16 protein-coding genes and 1 riboswitch are annotated in these 17307 nt (G+C 44.5%); of the genes, 6 read left to right on the top strand and 10 right to left on the bottom strand.

Going from position 1 to position 17307, the window contains the following annotated elements:
• Positions 1-169: 169 nt before the first annotated feature.
• Both NSQ38_RS09310 and NSQ38_RS09305 read left to right on the top strand, forming a co-directional pair.
• On the top strand, positions 170-1135 hold the full coding sequence (locus NSQ38_RS09310) for a hypothetical protein (protein ID WP_339788725.1): 966 nt from the start codon (positions 170-172) through the stop codon (positions 1133-1135).
• 33 nt (positions 1136-1168) lie between these two features.
• Positions 1169-2338 carry a PQQ-binding-like beta-propeller repeat protein gene (locus tag NSQ38_RS09305; RefSeq protein ID WP_339788722.1) on the top strand — a complete coding sequence of 390 codons (1170 nt, stop codon included), beginning with the start codon at positions 1169-1171 and terminating at the stop codon, positions 2336-2338.
• Positions 2339-2494: 156 nt separating this feature from the next.
• Here the strand turns inward: NSQ38_RS09305 and mmuM are convergent, their stop codons facing one another.
• From mmuM to NSQ38_RS09265, 8 genes are all read right to left on the bottom strand, one after another.
• On the bottom strand, positions 2495-3562 hold the full coding sequence (mmuM, locus tag NSQ38_RS09300) for a homocysteine S-methyltransferase (RefSeq protein ID WP_339788719.1): 1068 nt from the start codon (positions 3560-3562) through the stop codon (positions 2495-2497).
• Positions 3540-4952 (bottom strand): S-methylmethionine permease, encoded by a 1413-nt coding sequence (mmuP, locus tag NSQ38_RS09295; protein WP_339788718.1) that lies wholly within the window; start codon positions 4950-4952, stop codon positions 3540-3542. Before mmuP ends, mmuM begins: the two co-directional genes overlap by 23 nt.
• Positions 4953-5044: 92 nt before the next feature.
• Positions 5045-5146, bottom strand: a riboswitch (SAM riboswitch).
• 70 nt (positions 5147-5216) lie between these two features.
• Entirely contained in the window at positions 5217-6419 is a 1203-nt protein-coding gene (locus NSQ38_RS09290; RefSeq protein WP_339788716.1) for a Ger(x)C family spore germination protein, read from the bottom strand.
• Entirely contained in the window at positions 6416-7516 is a 1101-nt protein-coding gene (locus NSQ38_RS09285; protein ID WP_338588618.1) for a spore germination protein, read from the bottom strand. The genes NSQ38_RS09290 and NSQ38_RS09285 overlap by 4 nt, the downstream gene beginning before the upstream one ends.
• Positions 7517-7548: 32 nt before the next feature.
• Positions 7549-9261, bottom strand: a complete 1713-nt coding sequence (locus NSQ38_RS09280) for a spore germination protein (RefSeq protein ID WP_338588619.1) — start codon at positions 9259-9261, stop codon at positions 7549-7551.
• 148 nt (positions 9262-9409) lie between these two features.
• Positions 9410-10315 (bottom strand): PAS domain-containing methyl-accepting chemotaxis protein, encoded by a 906-nt coding sequence (locus NSQ38_RS09275; protein WP_339788714.1) that lies wholly within the window; start codon positions 10313-10315, stop codon positions 9410-9412.
• 552 nt (positions 10316-10867) lie between these two features.
• Positions 10868-11392 (bottom strand): VOC family protein, encoded by a 525-nt coding sequence (locus NSQ38_RS09270; RefSeq protein WP_339788712.1) that lies wholly within the window; start codon positions 11390-11392, stop codon positions 10868-10870.
• Positions 11393-11620: 228 nt separating this feature from the next.
• Complete coding sequence (locus NSQ38_RS09265; RefSeq protein ID WP_339788708.1) at positions 11621-12064, bottom strand: VOC family protein; 444 nt, start codon at positions 12062-12064, stop codon at positions 11621-11623.
• 87 nt (positions 12065-12151) lie between these two features.
• Between NSQ38_RS09265 and NSQ38_RS09260 the strand changes: the two genes are divergently transcribed.
• Positions 12152-13120, top strand: coding sequence for a YafY family protein (locus NSQ38_RS09260; protein ID WP_339788706.1), 969 nt, complete (start codon positions 12152-12154; stop codon positions 13118-13120).
• A gap of 28 nt (positions 13121-13148) precedes the next feature.
• Here NSQ38_RS09260 and NSQ38_RS09255 read toward each other — a convergent pair whose 3' ends face one another.
• The gene (locus NSQ38_RS09255; protein ID WP_338588624.1) at positions 13149-14345 is read right to left on the bottom strand and encodes an MFS transporter; all 1197 of its coding nucleotides are present in this window, start codon (positions 14343-14345) and stop codon (positions 13149-13151) included.
• Positions 14346-14528: 183 nt separating this feature from the next.
• On the opposite strand from NSQ38_RS09255, the gene NSQ38_RS09250 reads away from it, so the two are divergent.
• Together NSQ38_RS09250 and NSQ38_RS09245 are read left to right on the top strand one after the other, a co-directional pair.
• Positions 14529-15395, top strand: a complete 867-nt coding sequence (locus NSQ38_RS09250) for a LysR family transcriptional regulator (protein WP_339788703.1) — start codon at positions 14529-14531, stop codon at positions 15393-15395.
• 21 nt (positions 15396-15416) lie between these two features.
• On the top strand, positions 15417-16091 hold the full coding sequence (locus tag NSQ38_RS09245; RefSeq protein ID WP_339788700.1) for a hypothetical protein: 675 nt from the start codon (positions 15417-15419) through the stop codon (positions 16089-16091).
• 43 nt (positions 16092-16134) lie between these two features.
• On the opposite strand, the gene NSQ38_RS09240 is transcribed toward NSQ38_RS09245, so the two are convergent.
• On the bottom strand, positions 16135-16500 hold the full coding sequence (locus NSQ38_RS09240; protein WP_339788698.1) for a MerR family transcriptional regulator: 366 nt from the start codon (positions 16498-16500) through the stop codon (positions 16135-16137).
• A gap of 129 nt (positions 16501-16629) precedes the next feature.
• On the opposite strand from NSQ38_RS09240, the gene NSQ38_RS09235 reads away from it, so the two are divergent.
• Positions 16630-17280 (top strand): nitroreductase family protein, encoded by a 651-nt coding sequence (locus NSQ38_RS09235; protein ID WP_339788695.1) that lies wholly within the window; start codon positions 16630-16632, stop codon positions 17278-17280.
• Positions 17281-17307: the final 27 nt, after the last annotated feature.

Here is a 17307-nt window from a genome sequence, read left to right as displayed (position 1 = left end):
CAAACCTTCAGCGTCGGCTAAAGCCAAGACCGTGCCACAACTTGAATGGGTCAAGCAGGTCGATTCTGGCCAATGGGGGGATGGATTCACTCCGCATTACTTCAGACTGGATTCGTCCGGCAACCTAAACATTCTGGTGAGAAAGGTTGTGAATGAGGACCTCATATATGTGGAGAACATAAGTGGTGAAACCGGGGACATCCGATGGTCCAAGCCAGAATCTGATTATGGTTCAACAAGTGATGGTTACATGTATACTTTCAAACCTGCTGAAACTGATGACTATGAAAATAGATTAGATGATATTATTACGGTCTCGGATCTGACAACTGGTAAACCGATATGGTCTTCAATAAACCCTTACTTTCGTGAAGGTCAGTCCTCAGATTTCGCCAAAAACGGAACAGTTTATTCTTTCACTTATCACAAAAACAAATATGTAACTCTTTATTATTATGATGAACAGGGACATCGAAGCAAAAAGCTTGTTCTCCCCTATATGCAATATTACACAATAGAAGGCAATTTTATTTTAGGTCAACCGGGCAACAAAAGTCCGTATACTCATGTTTTTAATCTTTCTACAGGTAAGAAGCTAACGGTGCTGACCAATGAAACAACCTTGCCCTACGGGAATAGGGTTACGGACGATGGAACCCTAATAACCCGGAAGTTTATCAATAACCGTGAACTTGAGTTGAGGGCATACTCGCCTACAGGAAATTTGAAATGGAAGTATGATTTTTCTTTTAAAAAGGGGCCTCCCGAGATATTTATCATCCATGATCGTGTGCTGTATCTGGAACAAACCGCAGGCAATATCATGCTTATGAATTCCGATGGAAAATTCATTACAGGGGTCAATGAAAATCCCTTCTACATGCAAGGTGAGCCAAATAGCTCTCTGAAAATGGCCATCGATTTACAGAGTTTTATGTACATCCAATACACGGAACAGGGAATAGAACTCGTGATTAGAGATTCAAATAATCTGAGAGAACTCTATCGGGTGTCGCAGAACGATTGGAAAGATGTAAGGTTTAATCGAGATGAACTGTTCCTCAACAAGCAAAATGAACTATTTTTCATACCTTCCGACGGGCAAACGATAAGAAAGTATCAGTTACTTCCATAATCCAGAGAACATTACATAAGGAGTCTACCAATCATGAGTTTAAAACGAATCAACTATTGGCTTATAGCCAGCCTATGCATCTTCCTTGCGATCCCATCCGAGCCAGCTCTGGCTAAAGATCTGCTGCAATTCCAATGGGGGTATGATATTACCAACGGCGGACAGAGTGCAACAAGCTCATATTCAATGAAGAGTGTTACAGATACCATGGGGAATGAAAGTCTGCTCGTAACTAAAGCAGACAAGAATAATGATTATTATATCGACAGTGTAGATGCCAAAACGGGGAAACTCCTCTGGTCCATTCCAACGAACAACGAGTACAAACTTTCCGATGATGGATATATGTTTATTTTTCACGATAATCAAGTGAGTGCCAAGCATATAGCCACAGGTGAAATCCGTTGGACTGCACCTTTGCCCGGCACGCAAGAAGATTTTTTGAGAAACGGGGCTGAGTTAGCCTATCCAGAAGAAAATGGAAGTTTATATGTGGTTATGCACGCTGACGATTCAAAAAGTAGTACACTCTACTATTACGATACAAAAGGAACTTTAATCCAAAAGTTCAAAGTTCCATATTTAATTGAACAGATTACAGGAAATGTGATCATCGGCAAAAAATTTAGTGATCATCCCGATTTCTACATGAGCAGCCTGACCACAGGAAAAAAAATAAAAACGATTGCTGGCGGAAAAGGGTATAACCAGATTATGAGTATATCTGATGATACATTGTTGCATTATAGTATTCACAAAAAAACTATGACGCTAAAAGCATACAATAGTACGGGGAAAATCAGATGGACAAAAGAACTTCCTTATATTGATTATTCAACAGAAATTGTTGCATTGAAGGATCGTTTTTTGTTTGTGGATGCTAAAAATAAACGAATAAAATTATATTCATCTGCGGGTAAGTTAATCGCTGAGAAGGCATATCTGCCGATACCAACCACCTATAACAGCTATTGGATGCCTCTTCATATGGCAGTTGATGGTACAAGTTTTATGTTTACAGCTAAAAAGAATGGAAATGACGAACTTGTTATTATGGACACAAGCAATCTTAAGGTTTTGTTCACCTACAAGAAAGGCGAATTTGATCTTGAAAAGGAACGTCTATTTCTCAATAACACAACCGGTCTGTACTTCCTGAGTGACGAAGGTCGTACCTTAGTTAGCACTCAGTTAATTAAATAGCACAATCAGAAGCATCAGAAGAGGAATGTCCTCATGTTGATGTTAACGCTAAATCACACTGAAGAAGCCCTCACCAATCCAGTAATGGGTCGTGAGGGCTTCTTCATATTTGGTTGTATCTCTAGCTTTTCGGGGTACAACTCTACATCAAGTCTTTTAATTCCGCCACTTCTTCGCAAGTTCGCCAATCTGATGTGGCGTAGTACGGCAACAGCCGCCAATGATTTTTGCACCCACAGCAACCCATGCCTCCGAAGCATCACTCATACTGCCACATGTACCCTGTCCACTCCACGTCTTCGTTGCTGCATTGTATACTTCTCCCGAGTTCGGATACACAATAACAGGTTTGTCGCTGGCACGGCTGAGAATACTTACGGCTTCTGTCACCACTTCCATCGGAGCACAGTTCAGGCCAATCGCCGCAATCTGCGGCTCGGAGCCAAACGTCTGTGCACATACCTCAAGCGGTGTGCCCTCGCTGATGCTTGTCCCGTCTTTTAAAGAAAAAGATAACCAGGCATATGCATGAGGAAACTCCTTCAGCAAATCAACCAGCACCTGTGCTTCCTGCAAGGATGGAATCGTCTCAAAAGCCAGAATATCAGCACCCGCTTCAAGCAGCGCGGCCATCCGCGGACGATGGAATGCAGCCAACGTCTCATCTGTCACACCGTAGTGACCGACATACTCCGATCCATCAGCTAGATAAGCGCCGTAAGGCCCAACCGATGCAGCAATAATTGGACGTGGACGGAGACTGTCTTCTTCGCGATCCACTGTAAGATCTACTATATGCTCCTCATTCTCCACGGTCTCGGAACGTATCGAAGGAACTTCTACAAGCTGACCTGTCGAGCTTTCTCTCCCTACTAAACCACTCTGCACTTCTGCCCATACGTCATCTCTCGCCTGTGCAGCCAGCTGCACCGTCTTGCGAATCAGGTCCAGTGCTGCCTGTTCATCGATCCCTCTCTTGCGGAAACCATCCACCGTCGCCTGATAACTGGATGTAATCGCACAGTCGGCTCCTGCTCGAAAATAATCTGCATGGACCTGAACGATAACATCCGGATTCTCAAGCAACACACGAGCAGACCATAGTGGATCATCGAGATCACATCCATGCTGTTCAAGTTCCGTTGCCAGCGCTCCATCCAGAATCATGACCGGATGTTCACGCAGGATCTGTTCTATGGGGTTAGTCTGTTGTGCTTGCGTCATGTACTTGTCCTCTTTTCTTATTCACACGTTCTGTCAGATAATAAGCAGCGTAACATACTGCGATAAACGGAACCCCACAATACAGCGCAATTCGCTGTGTCGGGTCAAAGGCAATACCTATGCATGAAGCTAGGCATAATATAAATGAAACAATTGGTACCACCGGATACAGTGGTGTGCGGTAGACCAGATCTTTGACCGCATGTCCTTCCCGGATATATTGTCTGCGGAACATGTATTGGGAGGCACTGATGCTCATCCATACCGCAACGACAGCCAGACCTGAGATGGAGACCAGAGTAATATACACGGTACCTGGTGCAATGATGCTGGACAGCAAAGCTAGTGCACCACCCACCATACTGATCAGAAGTGCATTCAGCGGTACCCCGCTTTTGGTCAATTTGGCAAACCACGGAGAGATCGTTCTTTTGTCAGCCAAAGACCAGAGCATCCGTGAAGATGCATATAGGCCTGAATTGGCAGCAGAGAGAATCGCCGTCAGAATAACAAAGTTCATAATGTCTGCTGCATAGGGTACTCCCACCCGCTCCATTACCGCTACAAACGGACTTTCCAGTACACTGGCATCCGACATGGGCAGCAAGGCCGACAAGATAACAATCGTTCCGATGAAGAAAATAACCAAACGCCACAGCGTTGTATGAATAGCCTTTGGTATCGTCTTTTCCGGATTCTCCGTCTCACCGGCGGCAATGCCGATTAACTCGGTGCCTGAGAAGGCAAAGTTTACAGCAAGCATGGTCATCAATATCGCTGTAGCCCCATGAGGGAACCACCCGGATGCGGTAATATTTGATAGAAATGGAGCCGGTTCAGAATCCGCCATGGGAATGATACCAAACATGGCTGCGCCACCGATAATAATGAAGATTACAATAGTAACTACTTTTACAGATGAGAACCAGAACTCGGATTCCGCAAATAATTTCACCGTTAATGCATTAAACAGAAAGATCATCAGTGCAAAGAGCGCGCTCCATATCCATACGTTCACCGATGGGAACCAGCGCTGCATCAGCAATCCGGCGGCTGTGAATTCGGAGCCAAGCGCAACAGTCCAGGTTAACCAGTATAACCAAGCCACCGTGTAACCTGTTGCCGGTCCGATATATTTGGCTGCATAACTATGAAATGCTCCCGTCTCTGGCATATGAACAGACAGTTCACCAAGACAGAGCATCACCAGATATACAACGATGGCTCCGATCAGATAGGACAGAATGGTTCCCAGTGGTCCCGCCTGCTGAATGGTGTAACCTGAGCTGAGGAATAATCCCGTTCCAATGACTCCTCCGAGAGAGAGCATGACCACATGCCGTGCCTGCATTTTTCGCTGAAAATGCCCTTTGTCGTTGTTGTTCTCCATACCTACTGCTCCCCTACTTCTTCATCCAGAAAAAACAAAAAAGACCCACTCTTCCTAAAGAGTGCGCCGTTACTGACAAATAAAAACAAACGCTCCTATCTATCAGGCTTTCACCCGCTGGAATTAGCACAGTATCCTTCAGATCTGTTGCTGAGGTTTCTAAGGGCCAGTCCCTCCACCTCTCTGGATAAGAAAATGATTTTTTATAAATATAGCGATTGATCATGAATGTGTCAACATTTAAATAATAAATGGCACACCTCGCTATTCCGTAGAAGACCCCGGATTGATGATGGAGGTCTTTACCTCATACGTAATGGGTATAGTAGCAAAGATTTCATCCCAGTTCCCTTTAACCTTCTTCCACGTTTTTGGATATTTAATACGAATGCTATCGCGGAAACCAGCAACATCGACTTTGTAGGTATGTTGGAGCTTGTATAGTAACTGTTTGATCTGTTGCTCGACCAGTTCAGCAAAATCGTTTTCCATTTCTTTCAGATATGCACCCTTTTCCTCTTCTTCCGGTGCCCGCCAATCCTCCATTAGCCATCCTTCAGACTCTGCCTTCACATGGAACGAGATATCATCGCCATTAACCTTCGGAATGATTTTGATTTTCTTCTTCTTGATTTCATAGAGTACCGTGAAACCCTCCTTACTATATGTTTTTATGACACCACCTTGTTCTTTAGGCATAAGCCAGGACAGAGCTTCCAAATCAGTTTGGCTGAGTTCCCCCAGAAATTTGGTTGTATTTGCAGCAAATATGCTGCCCCCGGAGAACTTGTCCTCTCCATTGGCATTCAGCACATTTTGAAGCAGAAAACTGGACCCGGACTGCATCTGTGCATCCAGTTTTGCCAGCGAAACGGGTTCCAGAATCTTGTTGGAAATGTATGCATTGTTCGTAATGCCTGTAAGGTAAAATGCAGGAATACGGGAAGGATCATCTGAGGTAAGCACATCAACCGCCCGCTGGTGACTAATCAGTACAAGACAGTTCGGTCGAATATCGTTATCCCGGAGTACAAAATCGAGCAATTGAATCAGTCCATACTTTTTGGCAATATCCTTGGAGATCACAATAACCTTCAGATGATGTCCAATGAGTGGACGATCTCGCCGCAAAGCAAACTGACGAAAAATTTGCAGCATGGAATCTCCCGTAAGCTGCTCATTGGAATAAGACTCTTTGCCAGAAGAGGGTGAACCAGATTGCTGACTTTTTTGACTGCTAGAATTCCCAGGGGCAATCTGAACGGTTGCTGTGACATTGTTTTGTTTGGGATAATGCCCACCCTGCGCTGAAATCTTCTTCTCGAAATCGGTCTCTTTTCCAACGTCAATCCCGAGACCTACATACAAGCTTAGATCTTCTATCTCGCGGCTGCTCCAGCAACCTGATATTATACACAGGATGAACACAGCACAAGTTACTCTTAAGCACAGGCGGAATGAAATCATGCGTGTTTGCCTCCTTTTTTGCGAATTATGCTGATAAGCAACAATACCAGAGGTAATATAGCGAACAAAACTACAGATACGTTACCTAACATATCGCCCAGTGCAAAAGTTTCAAACACTGTTTTAGGCATCATTGCCGTCAGATAAATGAATGGAAGCAGGGCATACATAATCCAGCGTATCTTCTTTGCCCGAAACAAGTCCCGGATTCCTACGGAAGCACAGTAATGGGTAATGGCAAATGTCGAGAAAATCTGCATAATCCAGATCACCAGCAATAACGATTCGAAACGTTCAAATATCAGTCCCTGTATCTCAAAACTTCGTACCAGATCCAATGTTGGCCATGTTCTGGTCTTAATTCCATCCAAGGACAAACTGCCTACGACCATTACAACAGTGATCAGATATACCATTGTAGAGATAGTTAACCCCCATGTCATCGCCTTGTTGCTTTTCTTCGGATCTTGCATATATGCAGTGATGACCAGCATAACTTCGTAACCGGTATACGACAGTAGCGATGGTTTCAGCCCTTTGAGTACAGGCATGATGCCCTCACCCAATACGGGTCTGAGGTTACTAATTTCGAAGAGCTGATTACTGAGCAATATCTCCATGACAAATATAATCAAGGTGATCGGCAGGATGATCTCAAACACGCGAATAATGACACCAAGCCCACCGGAGATCATATAGATGCCTATCCACATAAATACCATTACAATAGCCCATGTAGGCGTGCGCTCAAGCAGATACATCCCCGTGACATCGGCCATGACTCTAATTTCGAATGCTGAAATGATCATAAAATACAAAATTGTCACACAACCCAGTATGTAAGCAATCCAGCGCCCGGTGATCTCCCGGGTAAACTGGAACACGGTTTTCTCAGGAAATCTGCGGCACAGGGTAACCAAAATCAGACCAATACCTGTGACAATGAGCCCTGACAGCAGGATGGAAATCCAGACGTCCGGCGTTCCAACGGCTCTGCTAGTTGTTCGAGGTAACGTCAAAATACCCGCTCCAAGCATGTAGTTAACGATAATAACAACGGCCTGTGTGGTGTTAATTTTCACTCGCGAGTCATTCACTTTGTTGTACCTCCAGACCTTCTGTGGATTGTCTACTTCTTGCGATCTGCATCTACCGGATTCGTCATCTCGGGACGTCTTCTCATCATGTTGAGTGGAGCACGAATGACAAAATCTTTCCAATCACTCAAGTGATATGGAACAGCTGGTGCGACATAAGGCACTCCAAAGCTGGAGAGTCGTGCAAGATGTGTACAAACCAGCAAGAAGAACATAACGACACCAAACAGACCTAGTATTGCAGCACTAAACATGGCAGCAAACCGGAGAATCCGTAGCGTTAATCCCGCACTATAGACAGGAATCGTGAAAGAGGATATGGCTGTAACAGCTACAACGATAACAAGAAACTGACTGATGATTCCCGCCTGTACGGCAGCTTGACCAATAATCAAACCGCCAACGATACCCATCGCAGGTCCAATCGGCTTGGGTAAACGTATTCCCGCCTCTCTCAGGATCTCAATGGAGAGCTCCATGATCAGCACTTCTATAATAGAAGGAAACGGTACTCCAGTCCGGGTTTCTATAATCGTCAGTACCAGCTTGGTCGGAATCAACCCCGGATGAAACGATATAAAAGAGACATAGAGCGCTGGAGCAAGAAGGGCCAGCATGGCGGACATAAACCTCAGGACCCGGAGAAATGTACCGGGAATCCAGCGTTCATAGTAATCCTCAGGAGATTGGAGCAACATGCTGAAGGTCACGGGTACCACGAGGACAAATGGCGTTCCATCCAATAAAATAGCCACTCGACCTTCAAGCAAAGCACCGATTACCCGGTCAGGTCTTTCCGTATTCAGAACCTGCTGAAAGGGACTCAGTGTATTATCTTCAATGAGTTGTTCCACATAACCAGATTCCAGCATCGAATCCATATCCATCTCTTCAATTCGCTTGCATACTTCTGCCACGAGATTAGGATCGGCAATATCCTGAATATAGGCTATCGCCAAATCTTTTTTGATCCGTGAACCCACTTCATACTTCTTAATAAACAGGCTCTGATCACTTCCATAACGACGCAAAATGCCTGTATTATCGCTTAATTGCTCTGTAAAACCAATACGTGGCCCACGAAGCAATCCCTCAGACAGGGGTTCATTCATACCTCTTGTTTTGATCTTATGGGCTCCAATTAATAAAGCACCCGGCAGTCCATCGACCAAAAGCGCATTTTTCCCAAAAAGTACACCTACTGCAAGCTCTTGAAGGGACTTCGTCTCCTCAACCAGACTGACAGGAAGTAATTGATCTTGCAGATATGCCGACAATAAGTGGGCGTTGTCCGGATGGAGGAATCCTTCCTGTTTAAGCATGGGAACCCCTTCTAACATCAACGGTGTAATCAAGTGATCATCAATCAAATCTTGATCTACCAAGCCTTCGGTATAGATGACCGCAGCCCGTGTATTCGTTCCCCTAATGGTAAATTCCCGAATATGCACATCTGCATTTTGTCCAAAGCTTTCTTTTACGCTAATCAGATTGGTATTGTACTTCTCGGTTAATTTAATATTGGCATAATGGCCCGTTTCGGTTCCTTGACCCTGTCCTTTGGCTGCTGGCGAGATATCCTCCGAGGATACAGCAGGTTGCTTCGAACGCGAGAAGCTTCCACGCTTAATGGCGGCATTGATCCAGCGCATGGTCATGGTAATCCCAATCGGAATAATCAAGACCAAGAATGCCTGAATCCATATGGACGAATCTGGCACGTAGGATAGAATTGTTGACCACATGTTCCCACCCCACCATTTCTCTGCATGTGAAGCTGCAGGTATTCCCAAGTATTGTGTCCCCGTTTGATCACAAAAATTCCCGTTTTTTTGTGTACTGAACGACAAAAAAAACGGTTCCTGTGCACGGAACCGTTATTACTATATATTTTTATACGATTCTGGTCACATGCTCCGCTTTGGCATCCAGCAAGTGAGCCGAAGCAGCAATTGCTGTAAAATCATTCAAAGCGATCTCAATCTGCTTCTGGCTCCGCTCAACGTATTCCTCTACTTTTTTGGTGCCGCCTGTGATATTACCAATTTCCTTGGTTATTCCAGTCACGCTATCACGAATCTCATTGATCGAACTCTCCACCATTGCGGATAGTTTCTTAACTTCCTTGGCCACGATATCGAATCCTCGTCCGTATTCCCCTGCATGCGCAGCTTCAATGGCGGCATTTAATGCAAGCAATTGTGTCTGTGATGAAATCTCGCGTATGGTTCGTACCACGCCCTGAATCGATCCCGCTTGTTCCTGCAGATGAGTCAGTGTTGCACGGTTAGTAGCCGACACCTCTGAGATATAGGAGATGGTGGACATTAATTCCTGGCTCCGTTCAATACCTACATCTGCCTGCCCATTCAGTTCATGAGACATCGTTTTCAGCTCATTCACTACGACCGAAATGTTGTTCTGACGGTTGGTAATGTTGGTGGCGATTTTGGAGACACCCAGTATCTTCTGATTCGTCTCATCGTACACCGGCATATATGTCGCCTCAAGCCATACGGAATTCCCCTTTGCATCCTTGCGTTCAACCTTGTCCTGGAAGCTGACACCATTAAATATGCTATTCCAAAAAGCATCATATTCCGGAGTATTTGCAAATTGACCGAAGCACAGTTGCTGATGCTTCATGCCGTACATCTCATCTACCGTGTATCCCATCGTCTGGGCAAAGACTTCATTCACGTAGGTTACCCGGCGATCCAGATCGAATCGAATGATAGCAAGACTTTTCTCCATCGCCTTGATGACCATTGCATCGGTGACAACATCTTTCTTTTCCATATCTAATATAGACACTTGATAACCCCCACAGTTCATTCCATAATAGACAGCCTTTAACTAGCAGAAAACGATCATAACAACATATGTATCCATCAGGTTCTAGATGACTCTACTATTGATACCCGATTTGCAGAACTTTGGATCACCTGTTGTCATTTATTTTTTAAAAGAAAATCTGCTCCACCTCATCCGCTGACAATGGCTTGCTGTAGTAGTATCCCTGCACTTTATCGCAACCCTGTCCAATCAAAATATATAGTTGTTCCTTCGTTTCAATGCTTCTTCAATATCCTGGATAAAAGGCATCCGTCAACATACTTTCGGAGCATGTTCATCGTCCAGAAAAGAGACGCTATAGCTTATCTTATCCGTAAAATATCTCTGTATCTACTTGTTCGTATCGTAACATAAGGCAAAGAAGTATACACTTCTGTATTTGTAACGTATTTGTAACATAATTTCTGTTTTTTATTAAACATTTAGCCCCTATATACAAGAAAAACAGGACGATTTGTCGTCCATCGTCCTGTTTCTTATCCAGTCTCATCTTTATTATTTTTTTCGTGGTGTCCAGCGCTTCGCTTCACTGTGATTCGGATACCGAATGCCCGCAGGATAGGAGATCAGCTCGATCAGCATCCCCCAAGGTGCCCTTCCGTACACAAACTGATTGCCTTCCCCGCCTTCAATATGACCGGTCAAAGCCCCAGGCTCTGTTAGCAACACCCCGCCCGCTTCTTTGAAGTGTCGTGCAGCTTCTTGCATATCGTCCACATACAATGCCATATGCTGCAATCCGTAATCCGATGCCCTAACTGGCTCTGATTGCGCTGTATTCGCGTACTGAAATAACTCTATACTGGCACTCTCCCCGAGCGATAACATCCGAATATGAATAACTTTTGCTCCTGAACGCAGTCCTAATTTACGCTCTGCCTCAGGTCCTTCCTGTGGGGGATCATCCGGCGTTATATGATCATAGGCAAGTTGAGCTCCAAACGCCTGTTGTAGAAATAGTGTCGCCTGATCCATATCCGGTACAGTTATTCCAATATGGTCGATTCCTCTCGTAATCATATTATCCCTTCTTTCCTTTATCCATTGAACTTGCTTGTACACAGCGACATCCGTACCTATATGATTTACACGAAAAGAGGTCCGCTATAACCATCGGTTGCTCGAAAAACCTTGTATAGAAACCGAAGAAAGAAGAGCGCATGTTATCCATGGCTCTTCTTTTTTTTATGTTTTTAAGTTAGTTCCAAGTTTACATACCGAGTGCTTAACCGGGGGCCTGAACTCATTTTAAAAATCGTGCACAGTGACACACAGCTGAATTGCAATGCCAAATGGGTCCCGCACAATGCCATAACCTGGGCTGAATTCATTTTGTTCATACGCTACCAGTACCTTCACACCTTCATGTTGCACCAGAGAATGATACAGTTGATCGATTGTATCTTTATCCTTGGATTGAATACATAGTGACGTGCTGTTCCCCAGCTGCCATGCTCTCTCCGTGTCCATTGCTTCTTCCGCAATCATGACTTTGTTAACCCCAATCTCCAGCACCGAATGTGTAATATACTCATCTTGACCGGCAGGGTACTCGAAACCTGGGTTCATTTCCTTCATCTCTCTATAACTTTTCTTGAATATCACCTTGGCGCCCAGAAACTCCTCATAAAAAGCAATGGCTGCCGCGGCATCCCCGTTCATCGACAAAAATGGTATCACTTCAAAATTCATTATATTGCCTCCTTGTTCCTATTGGATTACACTTATCACTATAACAACGAAAGGTGCCAATCCATGGCACCATTAAGAGGGTTTGATATGAAAAAATCAGAACGTATGAACCAGATGTTACGCTTCATTAATCAAAAACAACAGTTCACCCTGCAAGATCTCATGCAGGAGTTCCAGATCTCCAAACGAACTGCGTTAAGAGACATCGCTTCATTGGAAGAGTTGGGTGCGCCCATCTATGTCGAATATGGACGCTACGGCGGATATCGACTGCTGCAACAGATGCAGCTGCCTCCCATTTCGTTTAATACGGGTGAGCTTCATGCCCTTTATGTTGCGATGCAGGCTCTCCGCAGTTTCTCTAGCTTACCCTTTCAAGTCTCTTTCCGTACCATTCATGAGAAATTTATGAGCGCGTTATCCGACAAGCAACGACAGGATATTGAGAACATCCAACACCGGGTTTCCTTCCGACATACGGAGCAGATCCGCGACAGTGCACATTTGGAATTTCTGTTGATGGCTGCTGTGCAGAATATAGTGATTCAGATTACGTACACTAATCAGCGTAGATCCCCTGATCAAAAGCCATCTTCTGCAAACACCAATATCCGCACCATTCAACCCATCACACTCTATGCCAGGAAAGGCTATTGGTATTGCCAAGCCTATGATCTGCATAAACAAGCGTATCGTGTATTCCGCTGCGACCGCATCATTTCAGCCGAAACAACGGAGATTGAACCTTTAACTCATGTAAAGGAACTCTATTCACAGGATGCCCAATCTCTATGGAAACCATCGGAACAAGCAATTCCATTCAAATGCCTGATTGATGAAGCCGGGATGGAGCTATTCCAGCAAGAACATTTCCCATCTATGCAGATCATCGAGCAGATGGGACACATGTATCTTGTTGGTTCATATGAACCTCACGAGCTTGATTTCATAGTGAGATATCTTGCAGGCTATGGTAAATCGATTAAGATTATTGAGCCCGTCATCTTACAGAAAGCATTAAGGCAGTACTATCTGGACTTGTTGGATCATGTATAAAAGTCCTATTTCTATATCCATTTCACTTTTAAATGCCTTTTAGCTCCTGCTCATGATCAATAACTTTTGAGCTTTTTTTATTACCAATAGCCAATTGAACGATAATCTGCAACACGATGATGATAGCCAAACCATAAAATGCTTGCACAAAGCTGCCTGTTAGATCGCGGAGCCAACCAATCGCCAGCGGCCCAAGTGCTCCAAGAATGTAGCCACCAGATTGAGTCATAGCCGACCAGCTACTGGCTTCCTGAGCATTGTTTGTCTCATCAATCGGCAACATGAGTGCAATCGGGAACAGTCCACCTGCACCGATACCGAGCGGGATCGCCGCGAGCCACGGACTGACAGAGACATTCAGCATCAGGACACCAATTAACTCCAACAACGCACATCCAACAAGCCAGAAGACACGTCTTTGGTACCGATGTACAAGCATGGGAATGAATAACGTTGAGGGCAGTGATATCAATGTAAATAACGTTTGGATGTTGCCAGCAGTCTCTTGGCTATACCCATGGCTTTGAATGGCTGGCGCAAGCCAGGCGGTTAATGAATAGAAGATCGCGGCCATCAATCCAAAGAACAGTGTCAGCACCCATGCACGCCTGTTCTTCACCGGAAGTGGTGCATGGACTACAGCCGAAGTTTGTCCGGATTGCCGCTCTGTACGCGCAGACCAAGCTAATTTCAACCAGATCGGCAATGCAATGGCTGCGAGTAATGCCCATGTAGCCAAAGAACCTCTCCAAGATCCACCCAACGTCTGCTGAAGCGGAACCGATAATCCCACACTAATGCTGGCCCCCATCACCATAGCTGTAGAGTATATGCCGACCATGGCTGCCACTCGGTTAGGAAAATACTGCTTAATGAAGCTTGACAACAGCGGCCCTGCCAATGCAATCCCTACACCTGACAGAAAAGAAGTGAACATCATCAACGGAGTTGCGCCTACGAACAATCGTAATCCCGTACCTATCCCAATAAGGATTAAAGCCAGCACAATGGCACCTTCGTTCCCCCACCTTCTACTTAGTCTTACAGAGAATGGAGCGAATATGCCCATACATAATACCGGTAGTGTAGTTAACAGACTGGCGGTCATGCCACTCAAACCCAGATCATTCTGTATGGTACTCATCAAAGGAGAAATGGAAGTAATCGGTGGTCTTAAGTTCAGTGAAGCCAGAATAAGCGCCAATACAATATAAAAAAGTTTCATTATGGATCACCTCATGGTAGTAGTATCGTTGCCTTCACCAAAGATCCCAATTGTTAATGACAAGATCTTCGGGTGGTTCACGATTAAGTATAGGATCATTAGAATGATTGAACAATACTATTGTTTCTATTAAAATGATTACTAAAACCAATGATTAGAGGTGAATTTATGGAGATTCGTCAGATGGAAAACTTTATTACAGTGTGTGAGGAGCTTCATTTTACACGGGCAGCTGAGAAACTTGGCATATCTCAACCTACGTTGAGTCAACAGATACGTGGGTTGGAGGATGAACTTGGTGTTCCTTTGTTTGACCGTGTTGGCAAAAAAATTGTGATGACCCAGGCAGGCACTCTGTTTCTGGAGCACTGTGTAAAGATGATCCGGCATTTACAGAATACCCAGGATGCGCTAGCTGAATTCCGGAATGATCAGCGGGGACGATTGGTTATTGGTGTTCTTCCATCCGATTTGGATTACCGTATCACTCCGCTGCTCGTTGATTTTCATGCCCGATTCCCCAAGGTGCAATTGAAGGTGATCTCGTCGATCTATGTCGTAAATCAAGTGTTGGAAAATGAAGTCGACATCGGCATCGAGATCACGTCTGCCCCTGATAGGCGGCTTGTACGCATTCCTTTGTGCAGTGAAGAATATGTACTGGTCGTATCCGAGAATCATGATTGGGCTGAACGAAGCACAATTGAAATTCAGGAGTTACGTGATATCCAAACGGTGATGTTCCCCGAAGGATTCACGGGCAGAGAATTGGTCGACGGCTATTGCCGCAAATACGGCTTCACCCTAAATACCATCATGGAGACCAGTTCGGCAACCTCCATCATTAGCCTGGTCAAAGCCAACGTCGGAGGAACACTGCTGCCTTATCCTCTGATCAAAGCCATGAATGAGCCCACGCTACGTTGCATCCGAATTACAGATGATCCGCCCTACCGGCACTTTGAGATCATCCATCGGTCCGACCGTTACCTGACGCAATCGGCCAAGGCATTTATTGAGAAAACAATTGAGTATTTCAATCAAAGGTGAGATTAAAAGGAGGGTATTAAAATGATAATAAGAGAAGTTGGTTTATTAACACATGAGGTCGAGGCCATAAAAGAGTTTTACGGTACACTACTGGAACTGGATCTTGTGGAGGATAATGCAGCATGCGTTTCATTCCGTGCGGGGAACTCGGTACTATCTTTCAAGAAGGCGCCAGAACAAGAGAAGCCCTACTATCATGTAGCATTTACGATTCCAACGAATAAACTTGCTGATGCAAAAAGGTGGGCTCAAGACCGAAACATTTCATTGCTCTCCAAAGATGGACAAGATGAATTTTACTTCCCCTACTGGGATGCAACAGCCTTCTATTTTTATGATCCAAACGGCAACTTGATGGAATTTATCGCTCAACATTCACTCGATAATGCAGTTGATGAAGCTTTCGAAGCGAAGCATCTGTTATGTATTAGTGAAATCGGTCTGCCTGTCGATGATGTTTCTGAGACAATGAACACATTGAATGAGCATTATCAACTTGAACCATTTGCCGGAGACGGAAAACAATTCTCCCCCACGGGTGATGCAGAAGGCATGTTTATTGTCATTGATAAACAGATGCCCTGGTTCCCAGACGGGCGTATGCCTGGTGTATTTGCTACAGACGTGAAGGTGGAAACTGGGCAGCCCGGTAATCTGCGTATACAGGACGATATGTACTCGATTGAATCGATATGATGTAAGAACGTACTGAATGAAAACCTCAAGAGGGACTTCCGGCTTAATACTTACCAAAACCATCCTCACACGTGATATCCGATTTAAGAATTTCGTACAGATTTTGTTTGGAATTCTCTAATTTATGTTGTGTTTCTTCAATTTCTGATATTTTCGCTTGGATAATGCTTGCTTGATCATTACTTGAAAACCCATGTTTAGAGACCATAGATTGGATCTCATGGATCGTAAAACCAACAGCTACACATTGTTTGACCACTTCCAGATGCTGAATAATGCTCTGCGCATATATTCGATAGTTATTATGATCTCTCAGCATATGTTCATCCGGGATAATACCTATTTTCTCGTAGTAACGAATCGTGGATATCGGAAGGTTTACATGGTTCGCTACTTCACTAATCTTCATATGGATTTCCCCCGTTTCTTCTTCTTGCTATAAAGTATACTTCATAGTTTACAATCCTCATAGTGAGACAGATGAAGATATAATTTATACCCTACTCTCACCAATATAGATATGAGGAGAGATTTCAATATGAACACAATTACCGGTCAATTCAACAAAACAAATGATTTTGATACCATCGTCTTGGAGCGCCATTCCGTTAAAGCCTACGACCCTGAAGTGAAGATCAGCCGCGAGGAGATGACCGAAATACTGGCGAAAGCTTCACGTGCCCCTTCGGCCATTAACATGCAACCTTGGCGTTTTCTTGTTATCGACAGTGCTGAAGGCAAAGAGAAACTTGCACCACTGGCCTCTTTTAACCAGACACAGACACTAACGTCTTCCGCTGTCATTGCCGTATTTTACGATGCCAACAACGTTGAATACATGGAAGAGATTTTCAGCAAATCAGTGGAACTTGGGTACATGCCCCAAGACATCATGGATATGCAGATGCAGCAGGTACAACCTTATTATGCGAACATAAACGCATCCGAACTGCGTGACATGAACCTCATTGACTCAGGCCTCATATCCATGCAACTCATGCTCGTTGCCCGTGCTCATGGCTATGATACGAACCCTATGGCCGGCTATGACAAAGGTCAGATCGCCGAAGCGTTCGGCCTAGATAAAGAACGGTTCCAGCCCGTGATGTTGATCTCCATAGGTAAAGCAGCCAAAGAAGGGTATCCTTCCTATCGTCTCCCGGTTGAAACGATTACAACTTGGGCGTAACCAACATCTACTCTCAAGACTAAAATG

Source organism: Paenibacillus sp. FSL R7-0313 (assembly GCF_037969885.1).
GTDB lineage: Bacteria > Bacillota > Bacilli > Paenibacillales > Paenibacillaceae > Paenibacillus.
This window is presented reverse-complemented; position numbering and strand designations above follow the sequence as displayed.

Excerpts from the sequence above, each read along its gene's own strand:
- NSQ38_RS09235 (WP_339788695.1), top strand. The coding sequence starts at position 16,630 with ATGAACACAATTACCGGTCAATTCAACAAAACAAATGATTTTGATACC.
- NSQ38_RS09255 (WP_338588624.1), bottom strand. The coding sequence starts at position 14,345 with ATGAAACTTTTTTATATTGTATTGGCGCTTATTCTGGCTTCACTGAAC.
- NSQ38_RS09240 (WP_339788698.1), bottom strand. The coding sequence starts at position 16,500 with ATGAAGATTAGTGAAGTAGCGAACCATGTAAACCTTCCGATATCCACG.
- NSQ38_RS09305 (WP_339788722.1), top strand. The coding sequence starts at position 1,169 with ATGAGTTTAAAACGAATCAACTATTGGCTTATAGCCAGCCTATGCATC.
- NSQ38_RS09260 (WP_339788706.1), top strand. The coding sequence starts at position 12,152 with ATGAAAAAATCAGAACGTATGAACCAGATGTTACGCTTCATTAATCAA.
- NSQ38_RS09265 (WP_339788708.1), bottom strand. The coding sequence starts at position 12,064 with ATGAATTTTGAAGTGATACCATTTTTGTCGATGAACGGGGATGCCGCG.
- NSQ38_RS09290 (WP_339788716.1), bottom strand. The coding sequence starts at position 6,419 with ATGATTTCATTCCGCCTGTGCTTAAGAGTAACTTGTGCTGTGTTCATC.
- NSQ38_RS09270 (WP_339788712.1), bottom strand. The coding sequence starts at position 11,392 with ATGATTACGAGAGGAATCGACCATATTGGAATAACTGTACCGGATATG.
- mmuM (WP_339788719.1), bottom strand. The coding sequence starts at position 3,562 with ATGACGCAAGCACAACAGACTAACCCCATAGAACAGATCCTGCGTGAA.
- NSQ38_RS09245 (WP_339788700.1), top strand. The coding sequence starts at position 15,417 with ATGATAATAAGAGAAGTTGGTTTATTAACACATGAGGTCGAGGCCATA.
- mmuP (WP_339788718.1), bottom strand. The coding sequence starts at position 4,952 with ATGGAGAACAACAACGACAAAGGGCATTTTCAGCGAAAAATGCAGGCA.
- NSQ38_RS09250 (WP_339788703.1), top strand. The coding sequence starts at position 14,529 with ATGGAAAACTTTATTACAGTGTGTGAGGAGCTTCATTTTACACGGGCA.
- NSQ38_RS09275 (WP_339788714.1), bottom strand. The coding sequence starts at position 10,315 with ATGGAAAAGAAAGATGTTGTCACCGATGCAATGGTCATCAAGGCGATG.
- NSQ38_RS09280 (WP_338588619.1), bottom strand. The coding sequence starts at position 9,261 with ATGTGGTCAACAATTCTATCCTACGTGCCAGATTCGTCCATATGGATT.